This is a genomic window from Scytonema sp. HK-05 (assembly GCF_963872035.1).
In the GTDB taxonomy this organism is placed as follows: Bacteria; Cyanobacteriota; Cyanobacteriia; order Cyanobacteriales; family Nostocaceae; genus Kalymmatonema.
In genome coordinates this window covers 143,732-158,531 of record NZ_CAWMYC010000147.1, presented here as the reverse complement: position 1 = coordinate 158,531, position 14,800 = coordinate 143,732, and the positions used below count along the sequence as shown (strand labels likewise).

11 protein-coding genes are annotated in these 14,800 nt (G+C 46.8%); 3 read left to right on the top strand and 8 right to left on the bottom strand.

Features of this window, described 5'->3' with window-relative positions; all coding sequences use genetic code 11:
• Positions 1 to 6: 6 nt before the first annotated feature.
• The 8 genes from AACT52_RS34030 to AACT52_RS33995 all read right to left on the bottom strand — a co-directional run bounded on the left by AACT52_RS34030 (position 7) and on the right by AACT52_RS33995 (position 8,771).
• Positions 7 to 2,355 carry a hybrid sensor histidine kinase/response regulator gene (locus tag AACT52_RS34030; RefSeq protein ID WP_073628272.1) on the bottom strand — a complete coding sequence of 783 codons (2,349 nt, stop codon included), beginning with the start codon at positions 2,353 to 2,355 and terminating at the stop codon, positions 7 to 9.
• Positions 2,356 to 2,365: 10 nt separating this feature from the next.
• A complete protein-coding gene (locus AACT52_RS34025) occupies positions 2,366 to 4,504 on the bottom strand; it encodes an ATP-binding protein (protein WP_073628270.1) in 2,139 nt (712 codons plus the stop codon).
• Between the two features lie 2 nt (positions 4,505 to 4,506).
• A complete protein-coding gene (locus AACT52_RS34020) occupies positions 4,507 to 5,514 on the bottom strand; it encodes a SpoIIE family protein phosphatase (RefSeq protein WP_073628268.1) in 1,008 nt (335 codons plus the stop codon).
• A gap of 7 nt (positions 5,515 to 5,521) precedes the next feature.
• On the bottom strand, positions 5,522 to 5,926 hold the full coding sequence (locus AACT52_RS34015) for an anti-sigma regulatory factor (RefSeq protein ID WP_073628266.1): 405 nt from the start codon (positions 5,924 to 5,926) through the stop codon (positions 5,522 to 5,524).
• Positions 5,907 to 6,302, bottom strand: a complete 396-nt coding sequence (locus tag AACT52_RS34010) for an STAS domain-containing protein (protein ID WP_073628264.1) — start codon at positions 6,300 to 6,302, stop codon at positions 5,907 to 5,909. The genes AACT52_RS34015 and AACT52_RS34010 overlap by 20 nt, the downstream gene beginning before the upstream one ends.
• Before the next feature lie 19 nt (positions 6,303 to 6,321).
• Positions 6,322 to 7,185: an STAS domain-containing protein gene (locus AACT52_RS34005; protein WP_073628262.1), complete on the bottom strand. Its 864-nt coding sequence runs from the start codon at positions 7,183 to 7,185 to the stop codon at positions 6,322 to 6,324.
• Between the two features lie 205 nt (positions 7,186 to 7,390).
• Positions 7,391 to 8,425: an RRXRR domain-containing protein gene (locus AACT52_RS34000; protein WP_073628260.1), complete on the bottom strand. Its 1,035-nt coding sequence runs from the start codon at positions 8,423 to 8,425 to the stop codon at positions 7,391 to 7,393.
• A gap of 223 nt (positions 8,426 to 8,648) precedes the next feature.
• Positions 8,649 to 8,771, bottom strand: a complete 123-nt coding sequence (locus tag AACT52_RS33995) for a hypothetical protein (protein WP_272937066.1) — start codon at positions 8,769 to 8,771, stop codon at positions 8,649 to 8,651.
• A 618-nt stretch (positions 8,772 to 9,389) separates the two neighbouring features.
• Here AACT52_RS33995 and AACT52_RS33990 point away from each other — a divergent pair.
• The 3 genes from AACT52_RS33990 (at position 9,390) to AACT52_RS33980 (ending at position 14,638) form a co-directional block, all read left to right on the top strand.
• On the top strand, positions 9,390 to 10,487 hold the full coding sequence (locus AACT52_RS33990; protein WP_073628258.1) for a cyclic nucleotide-binding domain-containing protein: 1,098 nt from the start codon (positions 9,390 to 9,392) through the stop codon (positions 10,485 to 10,487).
• A gap of 402 nt (positions 10,488 to 10,889) precedes the next feature.
• Positions 10,890 to 12,329, top strand: a complete 1,440-nt coding sequence (locus tag AACT52_RS33985; RefSeq protein WP_073628256.1) for an NHLP bacteriocin system secretion protein — start codon at positions 10,890 to 10,892, stop codon at positions 12,327 to 12,329.
• Positions 12,330 to 12,406: 77 nt separating this feature from the next.
• Positions 12,407 to 14,638, top strand: a complete 2,232-nt coding sequence (locus AACT52_RS33980) for an NHLP family bacteriocin export ABC transporter peptidase/permease/ATPase subunit (RefSeq protein WP_073628254.1) — start codon at positions 12,407 to 12,409, stop codon at positions 14,636 to 14,638.
• The last annotated feature ends 162 nt before the right edge of the window (positions 14,639 to 14,800 follow it).

Below are 14,800 nucleotides of genomic sequence, written 5' to 3'. Positions count from 1 at the left end.
ACTGTCTTAACTTTTTGCAGTTTTTTTCACCAAACTTGCAATCATAGTTGCCAATTTATCTGGCTCCACAGGCTTAGACAAGTGCATTTGAAACCCTTGGGAGAGCGATCGCATCCGGTCTTCTTCCCTAGCATAAGCTGTTAATGCCACTGCTGGAATATCTCCCCCTTGCTCTTTTGGGAGCTTCCGTACCTTGCGAATTAAGCTGTAGCCGTCTTCTTCTGGCATACCAACATCGCTGACAAGGACATCGAATCTGTGTTGCGAGATGACTTCAATTGCCTCGATTGCCGATGAAACTGCAATCACTTCCGCCCCACACATCTCTACTGCGGCGACGAGAAATTCTCGTGTATCCGCTTCATCGTCAACCACCAGTATTTGCAAGCCATCCAGTATGGGCAGAGGTGTAGAGGTACACAAAAGCACAGGAGCCATATTTTCTTTCTTGGCTTGCTGTTCCCTGGTTCTGCTTTCTTTCACAAGTGGCAACCTAACTTTAAAAGTTGCTCCTTTGCCCTCACCTTGACTTTCTGCATGAACTGTGCCTCCATGCAACTCTACCAGGTGACGGACGATCGCCAGCCCCAGTCCTAATCCACTGTACGTGCGAGTCGTGGAACTATCAGCCTGCCGAAATCGCTCGAACACATAAGGGACAAACTCACGGCTGATCCCTTTGCCTGTATCTGTAACCGTAATTTCAACATAAGAGTTAACACACTCCAGCAGGATCTGCACCAGTCCTCCTTTAGGAGTGAACTTAATTGCATTAGATAATAAATTCCAGACAACTTGTTGTAAACGGTCAGAGTCGCCCGCAACTGGACCTGCTGTTCGGTCAAGCGCTGATTGGAGTTGAATTTCCTTGGCATCAGCCGCCGGACGCACTGTTTCCAGCGCTGCTTCAATCACCGACACCAATCCTATGGGACGAACATTCAACCGGAGCTTACCCTGAATAATACGCGAGACATCAAGTAAATCTTCAACCAGTTGCGCTTGTGACTTGGCGCTGCGCTCAATCGTTTCCATTGCGCGTGCGGTTGTGGCTTCGTCAAACTTGCGAGTATTGAGTAAGCGCGTCCACCCCAGCATAGCATTCAGGGGAGAGCGTAATTCGTGGGAAAGAGTCGCCAAGAATTCATCCTTCATGCGATTGGCTGCTTCTGCTGCACTTCGTGCCTCTTGCTCACGCTCAAGGAGCTGGGCGCGTTCATCTTCGGCTCGCTTTCGCTCAGTGAGATCACGCATAATTTTACAGAAGCCTCGTAGCTGTCCAGCTTCATCTATTAAGCGTGTGGCGATGCCACTTGCCCAGAAACGGCTGCCGTCTTTCCGCAGATGCCAGCGTTCATTCTCAGCCCGCCCTTCTGCGACTGCCTTTTCCAGTTCTTTCTTGTCTTCCCCCTGCTGCAAGTCTTCTGGTATAAAGATAATGCCGCTAGGCTGTCCGAGAATCTCTGCCTCCTGATAGCCCAAAATATACTCGGCTCCCAAACTCCAACCGTTAATCCGCCCTTGTGAGTCTAAGAAGAAAATTGCGTAGTCCTTGACGTTCTCCAGCAGTAAGCGGAACCGTTCTTCGCTTGAGCGCAACGCTATTTCTGCCTGCCTTTGAACTGTGATATCAGCCAGGTTGTAAACAGCACCAGTAAACTTTCCAAACTCATCCAGCGCCGGATCGACTGTGACAGAAAACCACCGTCCAAGAGTGTGAATCACCAAGCTTTGACGATGTCGACTTTCCTGAACACGAAGGAAGGGAGTGACATCGCAGCCGAGTGCCATTTGCATCATATCCTGATGCCGCCTCCCGATGATTTCGCTAGACGGTTTGTTCAAAAGCTTTGTCATGGCTTTGTTACAACGCAGGAATTTACCTTCCTTGTCGAGTAACCCAACTCCATCACTAATCGAGTCGAAAGTTGTTTGCCACTCCCGCGCCATAGCTGAAGCTAACTCCTCAGCCCGCCGCATCCTCAGTAACGCTTTCACCGTCGCAATTAATTCAATCGGCTCGACAGGTTGCGCCAGGTAAGCATCTGCACCGCTGTCTAATCCTTGAGCTTTGTCCCGACTTTCAGTAAAATGGGCAGACAGATGAAGCACGGGAAGATTGGCAGTCGCTGAGTTGGATTTAATCTGACGACAAACTTCAAAGCCGTTAGTATCAGGAAGCTGGACATCCAGAATCACCAATCCCGGTTCAGCTTGAGCGATCGCCTGCAACCCCGCCTCGCCTGTGGTAGCCTCCATCACCGCAAAGCCAGCACTTCGCAATACGCGAGCGACAACATAACGGTTGGTTTCGTTGTCGTCAACATGCAAAATTGTGACTAACGGTTCTGACATAGTTTTTCTCTCAAGTATCTAAAAATAGCCCAGCTTTTCTCAGGGCTTCCCGTAATTGAGCAAGAGCAACTTCTTGAGAAAGACTTTCTTTAGAAAGAATTGCGACAGTGTGTTGCGCTAGAAACTTTTGCTCTTGGGGTTCTAGCTGTTTTGATGTGTTGACAATTACGGGAATCGTGCTAGTTGCGCTGTTGCTTTTGAGTTGGTTCAAAACTTCAATGCCACTCAATTCTGGCATATTAAAATCCAACACAATACAGTCAGGATTTTCGACTTGAGCTAAACGAATCCCCTCACGTCCATCTGCTGCTTCCAGAATATCTAGGGGAATATGGACTAGAAGTTGCTTTAACACGTACCGCCATGTCTTATCGTCATCAATCAGCAAAAGCTTTTGTTGCCTACCCTGCTTGACAAGCGTACTGAGTTTGTTCAACAGTGAAAATCTATCTACAGGCTTAATCAGGAACCCCTCGGCTCCTCTAGCCATCACTTGCTTCTCGTTATCTACGACGGAGATCACAAGAATGGGAATATTTCGGGTTGCTTCATTGCTCTTGGTTTCCAAGAGAAACGCCCAAGTGTTTTCCTTTTCAAGTAAAATATCTAACATAATGGCGATTGGCTGAAACGCGACAAGCGCCTGCTTTGCCGCGTTGAGCGTTCGTGCCGAAATCATCTGATAATTCGATTCTTGAAAATACTTCTCGTAAGCAAAAATAGTTTCAGGATTGTCTTCCACAACCAATATAGGAAGGCGATTGGGGTCAATTTGCCAAGTAACTTGTCCCATTGAGGAGACTTCGGCAGAACCAGGAAAGACCGATGGGATACAAGCAAAAAATGTTGATCCCTTGTCTAATTCACTATGAACCCAGACTCTTCCTCCCAACAATTCTGTCAACTTGCGCGACAGTGGCAGTCCCAAACCTGTTCCTTTGACTTTTTTTTGGAGTTTAGATTCTATTTGAATAAAATCCTCAAAAATCCGCTCTTGATCCTGCGGTGCAATTCCAATACCTGTATCGGCGACGGAGAAAGTGACGGTGTGACCTGCCATGACTGCTGCCACTCGCACCTCACCACGCTCGGTATACTTTAGTGCATTAGAGATAAAATTTCTCAGAATTTGGGCGACCTTACCTTCATCTGTATACAAAGGCGGAATGCCAACAGGTTCCTCAAAGACAAGAGCAACTGAGGAGTTATGAGCAAGCAAGGGACGCAACATTCCTCTCAAAGTCCCAAATAAGTCGCTCACTTCAAACTGGCTGGGATGGACGACAATTTTTCCAGCTTCTACCTTTGCTAAGTCTAAGAGGTCGTTGACCAACTCGGATAGACCTTCTGCAGCTTTTTGAATGAAATTGACTTGCTTTTCCTGCTCTGTTGTTAAGGGACCATCCATTCGGTCTATCAAAATCCGAGACAGAGACATAATTGAGTTCAGGGGCGTGCGAAACTCATGGCTCATATTCGAGAGGAACCGAGTTTTCAGTTCATTTGCCTTTTGTAGAGAATCCGCTTTTTCGTCTAATTCGGCATACAAAGCCACGACACCGCGATTGGTGTCTTCTAGTTCGCGGTTGAGCTGAGTTAACTGCTCCTCGCGCTGGCGTAACTCCTGCATTGCACGTAGCAGTTCTTGGTTCTGCCGTTGAATTTCCTCAAACGGATTTTGCGGTTCTCGATTATCCAACTGATCTCTAAGAAGGTGCAAGCGCTCTGTTGTCACCTGAGGTGAGCGTTTTGGCAGGGTTTTCCCCATCAATACTGTGGTTCCCTGGTTCGCAACCGACTCAATTTGAAACTGATCCATCAGCCGACGAGTGCCAATGATTCCCAACCCCATCCCGGTTGTGGAAGTGTATCGCCCATCTAAAATCGCCTGCAAGTTAAGAATCCCCGGACCTTGATCGCGAATGCTAATCCAAAGGTTCTGCGGGGATTCGTCATCTACCGAAAATTCAACGATTCCGCCCCTAGCATAGATAAAAGCATTCCGAGCGATTTCTGAAACAGCTGTGGCAAGGCGTGCTTGGTCTTGGGCATCAAATCCCAAAGCTTGGGCAATCTGGCGTGCCATTTGACGAGTCAGCACCACATCTTGCTCATAGCGAATTTCTAAGGTGAGGATAGTTGTACTCATGGCTATACATTCTCACGGGCAACCAGCACAGTAACATCATCGCGGACTCGTTTAAAATCTCGATATAAAACGCCAGCAATCAAGCTGGGATGTTTATAGATTAGACCAGGATAGCGCTCTAATCGCCATTGAGTTCCCAAGCCATCGGAATGTAAGAGCAAGATTGCCCCTGGATGCCATTGGTAAGTAAACTCTTGAATTTTGCGGACTTCATGCCCGACTGTACCGTTGTAGGAAACCATGTTGTAGCTTCCGTCAGGCCAGATGACACTGCCAGCAATATTGCCCACCCCAGCAAAGCGAACAGATTGGTGTTCAAAGTTGACTTCTGCGATCGCCAGCGCTGCTCCCCGTGTACTCCGTAACGCTTGATGAATTGCTGCCACTATTTCTTGAGGACTACGGTTGACATTTTCCTGAAAAACTCTCACAGCTTCTGTTGATGCTTGAGCGGCTTGTGGTCCGTGACCTAATCCATCGGCAACTAGCAGCAAACTGCGCTCTTGATTGATAATACTTGCCCAAGCATCGCCGCAAACCTCCTCTCCCGGTTTTGGCAGACACACCACTCCGATCTCAAGATTCTCTAGGGGTTTACTTGTGGGTAAGGGGCTAGCCCAAAGCTGACTCAGGATAGCTGTCCCTGCATTCGGGATGGAATAAATATCCACAAAACCAGAAAGACGGCTGATCGCGCCTAACCCATTTCCGGAACTTCCGGCTGTCGAAAACCCGTCTTCCATACACTCGCCTATGTTGTCCATCCCAGGTCCAGTGTCCAACGCCAGGACTTCCAAACCCATGATGTTGTACTTTTCAATTGCTTGTACCAGCAGTACCCCATCCCTAGCGTGTCGCACCAGGTTATTTGCAACTTCGGTCACGACAATACCGACTTTTCCCCGATCAGTCTCGTTGAAACCGAGATGACTCGCTAGCGCTAGAGCGCTGCGTCGTGCTTCACCTGCCTGACTTTGCTCTTCAATTGGTAGGGCGAGGGATTCTCTCATAACATAGTTACTTCCACTTTGTAATTGTGACGCAGGTGCCCTCACCTACATGAGAAACGATATTGAATTCATTCATCAGTCGCTTTGCACCGCTTAGCCCCATGCCCAACCCACCACCTGTGGTGTAACCATCTTTGAGTGCCAAGTCAATATCTGGAATCCCTGGTCCGGAGTCTTCAAAAACGAGCCGCAGACCCCGACGCATTCCATTCTGCAGTGCTTCTAGTTTAACAGTGCCACCGCCTCCGTAGTCCAAAGTATTACGGGCTAGCTCGCTGGCTGCCGTGACAATTTTCGTCTGATCTACCAGGCTAAACCCCAGTTTCACAGCTAACTGCCGCACCGCCTGCCGCACCAAAACCACATCTTGTGAGGATTGGATACTCATGGTTTCATACCCGGGTGTATCCATCTGCGTTTCCTCCAGCAGTCGCCTTCAGCGATGCCCGCAGAAGTGCCATGCCCTTCTCAACGTTTAACGCCGTGCGAATACCTGTTAAAGAAAGTCCTAGCTCTACTAAGGTGATGGCAACTGCTGGTTGCATTCCGACCACAACCGTTTGAGCATCAAGAATCTGTGACATCTTAGCAATGTTCCCCAGAATTCTGCCAATAAAGGAATCCACAATTTCTAAACACGAAATATCAATCAGTACCCCATGAGCTTGTGTCTCGCTGATGCGATTTGTCAAGTCATCTTGTAAAGTCATCGCCAGGCGATCGTGCATATCAACTTGAATCGATACTATAAGGAATTCGCCCATTTGGAGTATGGGAATGCGTTCCATAAAAAGACCTGTTAACTCCTTAGCGGGCTTGGGGACGGTTGATTGTCATCCCAAGGCGTTTTAGAGCCAGCAGAAAAGCATCGGCTAAAGATGCCTTTGTGATTATGTCTGCCAGATCCACGCCTAGGTAAACAATTGTTTGAGCAATTTGGGGGCGAATTCCGCTGATAATGCAATCTGCACCCATTAACCGAGCTGCGGTGACTGTCTTCAGTAAGTGCTGAGCTGTGAGTGTATCTACTGTTGGCACTCCGGTGATGTCGATGATGGCGACTTCTGAACCCGTCTCCACAATCTTCTGCAACAAAGACTCCATCATCACTTGGGTACGGCTGCTGTCTAATGTGCCAATAATTGGCAGAGCTAAGATACCATCCCACAGCTTAACAACGGGTGTTGAAAGTTCCATCAACTCTTCTTGCTGCCGAATGATGACTTCTTCACGCGACTTTTGATAAGCTTCAATTGTTAACAGTCCCAGCTGGTCTATGACAGTGGTCGCTAACCAGGTATCGTCCAGTAAGGCGTTTGCATCACCAGCGAGTTCCTCGCGCAAGCGAGCAAATAGCGGTTGCTTAAACGATAAAACAAACGTGGCAGTTTCCGACGGTGTAAAGCCTTTTTGCGAACGAGTACGAGAAACACTGGTGAGCATTTCTCGCACAGAACGCCACTCGGAGGATTGCACGTTGCTTAAGTTGCCGTTATGGACAGATGCCTTCAGCAAACTTAGGAATTCCTGACACTCCTCCCGCAACTGTGTTTCTTTGATCAAACCTTTGCTGGCATTGTTAGCCACTAGTGCTTGAATCCAGTCTGCCAACAGTTGTGCTTCATATTTTTCAAGAACCTCTGGAATTTTACTTCCATTGCTTAAGCCCATAGAATCATTCCTTCTACCTGATTGGCATTTAGCCAGTGATTGATATGTATTATGTATATGTATTATGTGTCAATCATTTAGGCTTCCAGGTACACTAGCTCGCTGAAATGATGTCTGATTCCTTAAAGAGGTAGTTCTTAAAGGCTGATTTCTTCATCGGAATTCCTGGGTTTGAAACCCCGTCCTTCTAGGACGGCTTTACAAATTAATAGCTCAAGCGCCACGAGTTGTAAGACAAAAACTTGCAATCTGTGGGTAATGCGTTTTGACACAATCGCTTGCCAGTATCAAGACTGTGCAAGCTCATTGTTTTCCTGTCAGGGTCTTTCTTTGTTGGCGATTCTTGCCAACCACCAACATAAGCAAAACCATACTTAGGATGTTTAACAATTGAGCCGCGTTTAAAACCTGCGCTTATGGTTCCACCATAGCGAGGTCTAATATGCCCTGCTTGATGTTGCAGTCGGTGAAGTTGACGACGATGAAATTCTAAGGGCATGATTTCAATCAATGTCATATTGTCTGGGCTGATATGACCCCCTACATACCAATTAGCCAAAACCCACGAGTCAACGCAGTGAGCATCAAATTTATTAGATAGTTTGTTCTTGGATTTTTTCAACCCTAACTCTTGCCTTGTCTCGTAAGTATCAAATCCTGTACGAGTTTCCAAGTTAGCAATTAAGCGTAGTTGGTAGTAGAACCATTGTTTCCCAACTTCTATTGGGGAAAACATGACATTATACTTTCGGGCATTCTTCCAAGTTTTCGCCTTGACATCCTCTACCACAAAAATCGAGACAGGAAACAGTAAAGTTAACCACTTACAAATCCTAAGCTTCCATTGCCATCTGGCTTTAGTAGATGGTGGCAGCTTTTCTTTATTAACAAGTCGTCCTGTTCGATTTTGGCGACATGGGGTGTTACGAAACCGCCTTGCGCGTCGCATATTTCGGCGAACTTCTACATGATCTTTTACCCAGTCCACGCTATGAGTTTGAATGTTTAGGTAAGTATGAGCCTTGGATTTAACTGTGAAGCCCTCGCGCTTACTTCCTGGATCTATGCCAACTGCAACGGGTTGATTGTTGCGCGAGTATGGTTCTACGTTGAGTCGAACACAAAACACTCCTTTTTTAAACAACGGTGTAGCCTTGCCTGACTTTATCCAACGTCTTGCCCGACTGGGTATTGTTGGCATCAGGGGTCGATTATTTGAATCTACGACTGGTACAAACATTTGCTATAAGCCTCTTACGAGTAAATATTTCCCTTCGGCGCTGACTAACGGAGTGGAGAAGAACTAGGGAGGCATTCTTCCGTCCTACGAGCTACCATGCTAGTTAGTTCAGTCCCGACTCGTCGTACACAACGTGCAAGTCAGTTGCCTAGACACTGGTTTTCTCTTGAATTAAGAAATTGGTGAATTTTCCGCTTTCAAGCCCCACGGCTTTAGCCTGGGGTCAGTGACCATTATTATAAAGTTTGGCGGGAGATGCAAAACCGCTGAGTGTATGGTAGTTTTTCTTCATCAAGCATAAGGCAGGAGTTTTCAACTGTTCTAGCACTTCCCCAACTTTTGTCATAAGTACATTTGCTCATATTATCAACAAAAGTCAGAGGGAATTTATCTATTCCGCCATATTGCCGAGATGGGATTCAAGACGTTTTTCAGATGTTTATCCCTTGTGAAATTCCTACTATGAATACAGTTCCAAACGGAACGAAGCAGAGGTTGCCCCTTATAATCTCGCTTTTCCTCACTTTGGTGAAAGAAAAATATGCCACTTACCCTGAAACTCAGACATAATCATGAATTACGCGATAGGGCACATCGACAGTGCTGAAGGCGATCGCTCTGCGCCATCGCTTCTTTGCAACACAATTTGATATTTCTCATTTAAATACTATTGTTTGTTGCGAAACTACGTCAAAACAAGGATTAGAAATTCTTCATATACCAAAGCCATAAAAGAACACAACTACCTTAAGAAGTATTTTCCTGCGGTGGCTAACGCTTTTGCTGTTGCCAATGGTAACAGAGTTGATGCTACGGCTTACCAGCACTAGTTTTCTTAATGCGTGAATTTTGAATTGCTTAATACCGATCTGTGGACAATCAAGTTTTCCACATTCATACTACATATGCATTACTTACGTGCAAATCCCTCTCTCGTTCGCCGAGCAAAAGGAAGTTAAAAATTATGACAGAAGTTTTACTAAAGGAACTTAGTAATAGCGATATTGACTGGATGCTTGCGGCGGGTAGTAGGGAAGAAATTACTCCTGGCACAGTTCTCATCCGTCAAGGTCAACCTGTCAATGCACTGTATATTTTGTTGGACGGAGCGTTGACAGTTTCCATCTCTCAGGCTGAAAACAATCCATTGGGTCGCGCTTTTGCTGCCCTAGAAGGTGGCGAAATGTCAGAGCGAGAAATCACGAGATTATCAAGTGGTGAAATGGTAGGAGAAATTCCCTTTTTAGACTCCTACCTGCCCTCTATGACTGTTAAAGCCCTGAAAAAGTCGCTTATATTGGCGATTCCGCAACAGTTATTGGCGGCAAAACTGCAAGAAGATGTAAGTTTTGCTGCTCATCTTTATCGGGCGAGCGCGATTCTGCTTGCAGACAGACTGGAGAGGATAGTGAGTCAGCTTGGTCATAGCACACTCGTCTTTGCCCAACCTCAGTTAAGAGAAATTTTATTTATCTTTGCAGAATTGCGTGATAGTGACATCGATTGGTTGATTACAGCAGGTAATGCGAGCAGAATTACTGCTGGCACTATCCTCATCCATGCAGGAAGACCTGTGGAAGCGCTGCATATCCTACTGGATGGGAAAATCACGCTTTCTGCCCTTGAGGATGAGCGCAATCCCTTAGCCCGTGCTTTTTCGAGCTTGGAAGGTAGCGAAACTCCAGAACGTGAGTTCGCGAGATTATCTCGAGGCGACATGGTAGGAGAAACGCCTTTTGTAGAAGCTCCCCCACCCTCTGTCAGTGTAAAGGCGCTGGAAGACTCGCTCGTGTTGTCAATTCCCCGGTGGCGACTTACGGCAAAACTGCTGCACGATGTGGGTTTTGCTGCCCGTTTTTATAGAGTGCTTGCGGTTTTGTTGGCAGACAAACAACAGGCAATAGTCACTCGGCTTGGTTACGGCAGGCTTATCTATAGCACTGGTCAGCCCTTGGATAAAAGGTTCAAATATGAAAATGAACTTAGTTCAGATTTTTTGGCTCAAGTGGCATTGGCTGGAGCCAGATTTGACTGGATGTTGAAAAGAATTCGTGGCAGTTAAAACAGTGAACAGTTATCAGTTATCAGTGACCAGGTTACCCATAGGGATTTAAACCCCACTTGAAACAATCCACTTGCATCCGTGGGGGACTCACGCCTCCCAAGCAACTGTATAGTCATAGCTCGGCACTGCGGCTGGTACGTGGTAACTGTGTTGAATGTTGCCTTTGTCGCTAATGGTAAAGAGTTAGTAGTTAAAACTGATTGATAAAGTAAACCTTAAATTGTAGGGTGCGTTAAAGCCAGAGTACGGCACCAACTTTTGCGATGCCCTGCGGCAAGTTCTCACTCTCTCAAACTTTCAAATCCTTACATAGCCGTAACACATCCTACTTACTAACAGACGCGCTGTTTGAAGCGTCTCTACAACTAACAAACAATTAACAATTTGGAAAATATTCAGATGGTTAATCAACAAAACAATCTGTTTCGCAAAAAAGCTTTAGAGCATTCATCTTCCCCCGAACGACTGGATCAGCTCATGCAAGTCGTTAGCCCTATGAAGTGGCTACCTTTGGCTGCTCTAGGCTCATTGGTTGCATTTGGGCTGGCATGGAGTGTTGTGGGTCGTATCCCGATTACGGTTACGGGTCAGGGAGTGCTTGTTTATCCCAGCAAGGTTGTACCATTTCAGTCAGCAACCTCAGGTCAGTTGCAAACAATAAATGTACGTGTCGGGGATTTCGTCAAGAAGGGACAGCTGCTGGGAACGATTGGTCAAGCGGAACTGCAAAAGCAACTTTTGCAGCAGCACGCCAAGCTCGTGGAACTGGAGACACAGAATCAGAATGCTGGTGTACTTCAGAGTCAACGCAGCGAAGTGGAAATTAGGGCGATCGCACAGCAGCGTTTGAGCCTACAGCAACGCCTTTTGCAAGCTCAATCTTTGACTCCAATTATTAGGGATAAAGATATAGGCGCTATTGTGCAGCAGCGACAGAACTTACAGCAACGCATACAAGAAACTAAAGCTCTGACTCCTACTCTTAAGGACAGGCTCGAGAGGCGTAAAAAGCTAAAGATTGAAGGGGCGATTTCAGAAGATACATTGCTCGAGGCACAACAGACTTACCTGGATGGCATTAAAAAAATCGCTGATTTTGAAGACCAGTTGAAGCAACTAGACATCAATCAGGTTCAGGCAGAAAAGTCCTACCGCGAAAATCTTAGCCAAATTGCTGACATCAAAACCCAGTTGCGGGAACTGGACAGCAAGGAAAAAACTTTGGCTGAGCAAAATTTCCAATCTTCAATTACCCGAAAAAATGAGATTCAGGAAGTGAAGCGGAATATCGCCCAGCTACAACTGCAATTACAAAATAACAGCCAGATAAAAAGCGAACACACCGGACGCATTTTGGAAATGACTGCGACTCCCGGACAAATTCTCAGTCAAGGAACCCGCATTGGGACTATAGAAGTGCAAGAGAAATCCGCCAAGCTGGTTAGTGTCGCATATTTGCCAGTCAGCGAAGGCAAGAAAGTTCAAAAGGGTATGAAGCTGCAAATTACACCCTCCACAGTCAAGCGCGAACGCTTTGGCGGCATAATGGGCACTGTCAGCAGAGTCTCAGCCTTTCCTATCACTAAAGAAGGTGCGTCTAATCTGGTGGGTAATCCTGAAATCATAGAAGGGCTTATATCCCAAGGTCCTCATCTGCAAGTTATTGCCGAACTTCAGCCGGATACCTCCACCTTCAGCGGCTATCAATGGTCTTCTTCCAAGGGTCCACAAATGAAAATGTCTTCTGGAACCACGACTTCTGTGCGAGTCACCATTGAGGAACAAGCCCCAATCACGTTTGTCTTTCCCATCCTGAAATCTTGGACTGGGATCTATTAAACAATTCAAAATTCAAAATTCAAAATTCAAAAAAAACTATTTTTTATTTTGAATTTTTCAAGTAAGCAAAATAACTTATGCTAAAAAATCTACAAAAATTGCTTACGGGTAAGGGCAGACGACGCCGTACCCCCACTCTTTTACAAATGGAGGCGGTAGAATGTGGCGCTGCTGCCTTGGGTATCATTTTGGGTTATTACGGTCGAATTGTGACACTGGCAAAACTCCGGCAAGACTGCGGGATATCGCGGGACGGGAGTAAAGCCTCTAATATCCTAAATGCTGCTAGGAGCTACGGGCTAAAGGCAAAAGGCTTTAAGTTAGACTTAGATAGCGTGCAGCAACTGCAATGCCCCTACATAGTATTTTGGAACTTCAACCATTTCCTAGTCGTAGAGGGATTCGGCAAAGAGCGTGTTTATCTCAATGACCCCGCCACTGGACCGCGTATTGTCTCTCTAAAGGAATTTGATGAGGCATACACAGGTGTCGTGCTGGTTCTCGAACCTAGTCCAGAGTTCAAAAAAGGGGGACGCAAACCCAGCACACTCTTGGCTTTATGGCAACGGTTGCAGAGGTCTGGTGGGGCACTCGTCTACTCTGTAGTCGCAGGATTGTTGCTCGTGATTCCCGGACTGGCAATGCCAACGTTTTCTCAGATATTTGTAGACAATATTTTGATTCAAGGCAGAGATGAGTGGCTGCGCCCGTTGATTTTGGGGATGCTCCTCACAGCAGGGCTGATGGGATTTTTGACACTACTACAGTTGCAGTCCCTGCGCCGCATGAAAATTAAGTTGTCTGTGGGGATGTCGAGTCAGTTCCTGTGGCACATTCTGCGCCTACCCGTCAGTTTTTACGACCAACGGTTTGCTGGGGAAATTAGCAACCGTGTTCACCTCAACGACTCGTTAGCCGACCTTCTTTCAGGTAAGTTAGCGACTACTGTCATTGCATCTGTAACTGTGATTTTTTATGGTGCGGTCATGCTGCAATATGACACGGTACTGACCTCGATTGGAGTCGCCTTTGTCGTTGTGAATTTCCTTGCCTTGCAATGGGTAAGAAGGCGGCGCGTGGATGCCAATATGAGATTACAACAGGATGAAGGAAAAGTTTCCGGAGTATCAATTTCTGCTCTGCAAAGCATGGAAACACTTAAGGCATCCGGTTTGGAGTCCGATTTTTTCTCCCGCTGGGCGGGCTACTATGCCAAGGCGATTAACGCTAAGCAGGAAATGGATGTGACGAACCAAACTTTGGGAGTGTTGCCATCCTTCCTTTCCACGATGTCGTCGATGCTTCTTTTGGTCGTGGGTGGTCTGCGGGTGATAGATGGATATCTTAGTATTGGAATGCTCGTAGCATTTCAAAGCTTAATGCAGGAGTTTCTAGCGCCTGTCAACAATTTAGTCACTCTTGGGAGTGACCTCCAAGAAGTGGAGGGCAATCTGAATCGCCTAGATGATGTCCTACGCAACCCAATAGATCTGCAATTAGAGAAGGAAAGCAAGGGAGATGAAAAGAACCTCTCTGTCTACCACCCTACCACCCCAGCACTCCATGCTTCGGTACGCTTGCAGGGATATGTCGAGTTAAGGAATGTTACATTTGGCTACAACCGAGTTGCTGCTCCCTTGATTTCAAACTTAAATCTCTCGCTCAAACCAGGGCAGCGAATCGCTTTGGTGGGCGGAAGCGGTTCTGGTAAGTCTACGATTGCCAAATTGGTGTGTGGGCTGTACGAAGCTTGGCAGGGAGATATCTGCTTCGACGGAAAACCAAGAGAGCAAATTCCACGCCAAGTACTCGCCAATTCTATCGCCTTGGTCGAGCAGGATATCTTTCTGTTTGCTGGCAGTGTCAGGGACAATTTGACGCTATGGGATACCACAGTGCCCGAGAGTCACCTGGTGCGGGCTTGTCAAGATGCAGCAATTCACGATGTTATCCTCTCAATGCCAGGGGGCTATAATGCCGACCTCTCAGAAGGTGCTACCAATCTGAGCGGCGGTCAGCGGCAGCGCCTGGAAATTGCCCGAGCTTTGGTGAATAACCCCGCGATTTTAGTGATGGATGAAGCCACCAGCGCTCTTGATACCGAAACAGAAAAATTCATTGACCGTAGACTCCGCCAACGAGGATGCACTTGCATTATCGTGGCGCATCGGCTAAGTACCATCCGCGATTGTGATGAAATTATTGTCCTCGAACACGGAAAGGTGGTTCAACGAGGGAGCCATGAAGAATTAAAGCAGGTCGAGGGGACATACTTGCAATTGATCCGCAGCGAGGGCGAAGCGCTTTAACAGTTACCAGTTATCAGTTATCAGTTATCAGTTATCAGTTTCATCCTTTGCATGTTTCAGTCCCCCACCCCCGAGCACCGTTCGTCAAGAGACGTGCCGTAGGCATAAGCGTTGGTGGCTCTTTTAAATCCCCCAAAGCGCCCGCAGGCGTCACTGCGTAGG

What these genes read in the sequence shown, in the direction of transcription:
- AACT52_RS34030 (WP_073628272.1), bottom strand. Translation starts at nt 2,355, where the DNA reads ATGTCAGAACCGTTAGTCACAATTTTGCATGTTGACGACAACGAAACC.
- AACT52_RS34025 (WP_073628270.1), bottom strand. Translation starts at nt 4,504, where the DNA reads ATGAGTACAACTATCCTCACCTTAGAAATTCGCTATGAGCAAGATGTG.
- AACT52_RS34020 (WP_073628268.1), bottom strand. Translation starts at nt 5,514, where the DNA reads ATGAGAGAATCCCTCGCCCTACCAATTGAAGAGCAAAGTCAGGCAGGT.
- AACT52_RS34015 (WP_073628266.1), bottom strand. Translation starts at nt 5,926, where the DNA reads ATGGATACACCCGGGTATGAAACCATGAGTATCCAATCCTCACAAGAT.
- AACT52_RS34010 (WP_073628264.1), bottom strand. Translation starts at nt 6,302, where the DNA reads ATGGAACGCATTCCCATACTCCAAATGGGCGAATTCCTTATAGTATCG.
- AACT52_RS34005 (WP_073628262.1), bottom strand. Translation starts at nt 7,185, where the DNA reads ATGGGCTTAAGCAATGGAAGTAAAATTCCAGAGGTTCTTGAAAAATAT.
- AACT52_RS34000 (WP_073628260.1), bottom strand. Translation starts at nt 8,425, where the DNA reads ATGTTTGTACCAGTCGTAGATTCAAATAATCGACCCCTGATGCCAACA.
- AACT52_RS33995 (WP_272937066.1), bottom strand. Translation starts at nt 8,771, where the DNA reads ATGACAAAAGTTGGGGAAGTGCTAGAACAGTTGAAAACTCCTGCCTTA.
- AACT52_RS33990 (WP_073628258.1), top strand. Translation starts at nt 9,390, where the DNA reads ATGACAGAAGTTTTACTAAAGGAACTTAGTAATAGCGATATTGACTGG.
- AACT52_RS33985 (WP_073628256.1), top strand. Translation starts at nt 10,890, where the DNA reads ATGGTTAATCAACAAAACAATCTGTTTCGCAAAAAAGCTTTAGAGCAT.
- AACT52_RS33980 (WP_073628254.1), top strand. Translation starts at nt 12,407, where the DNA reads ATGCTAAAAAATCTACAAAAATTGCTTACGGGTAAGGGCAGACGACGC.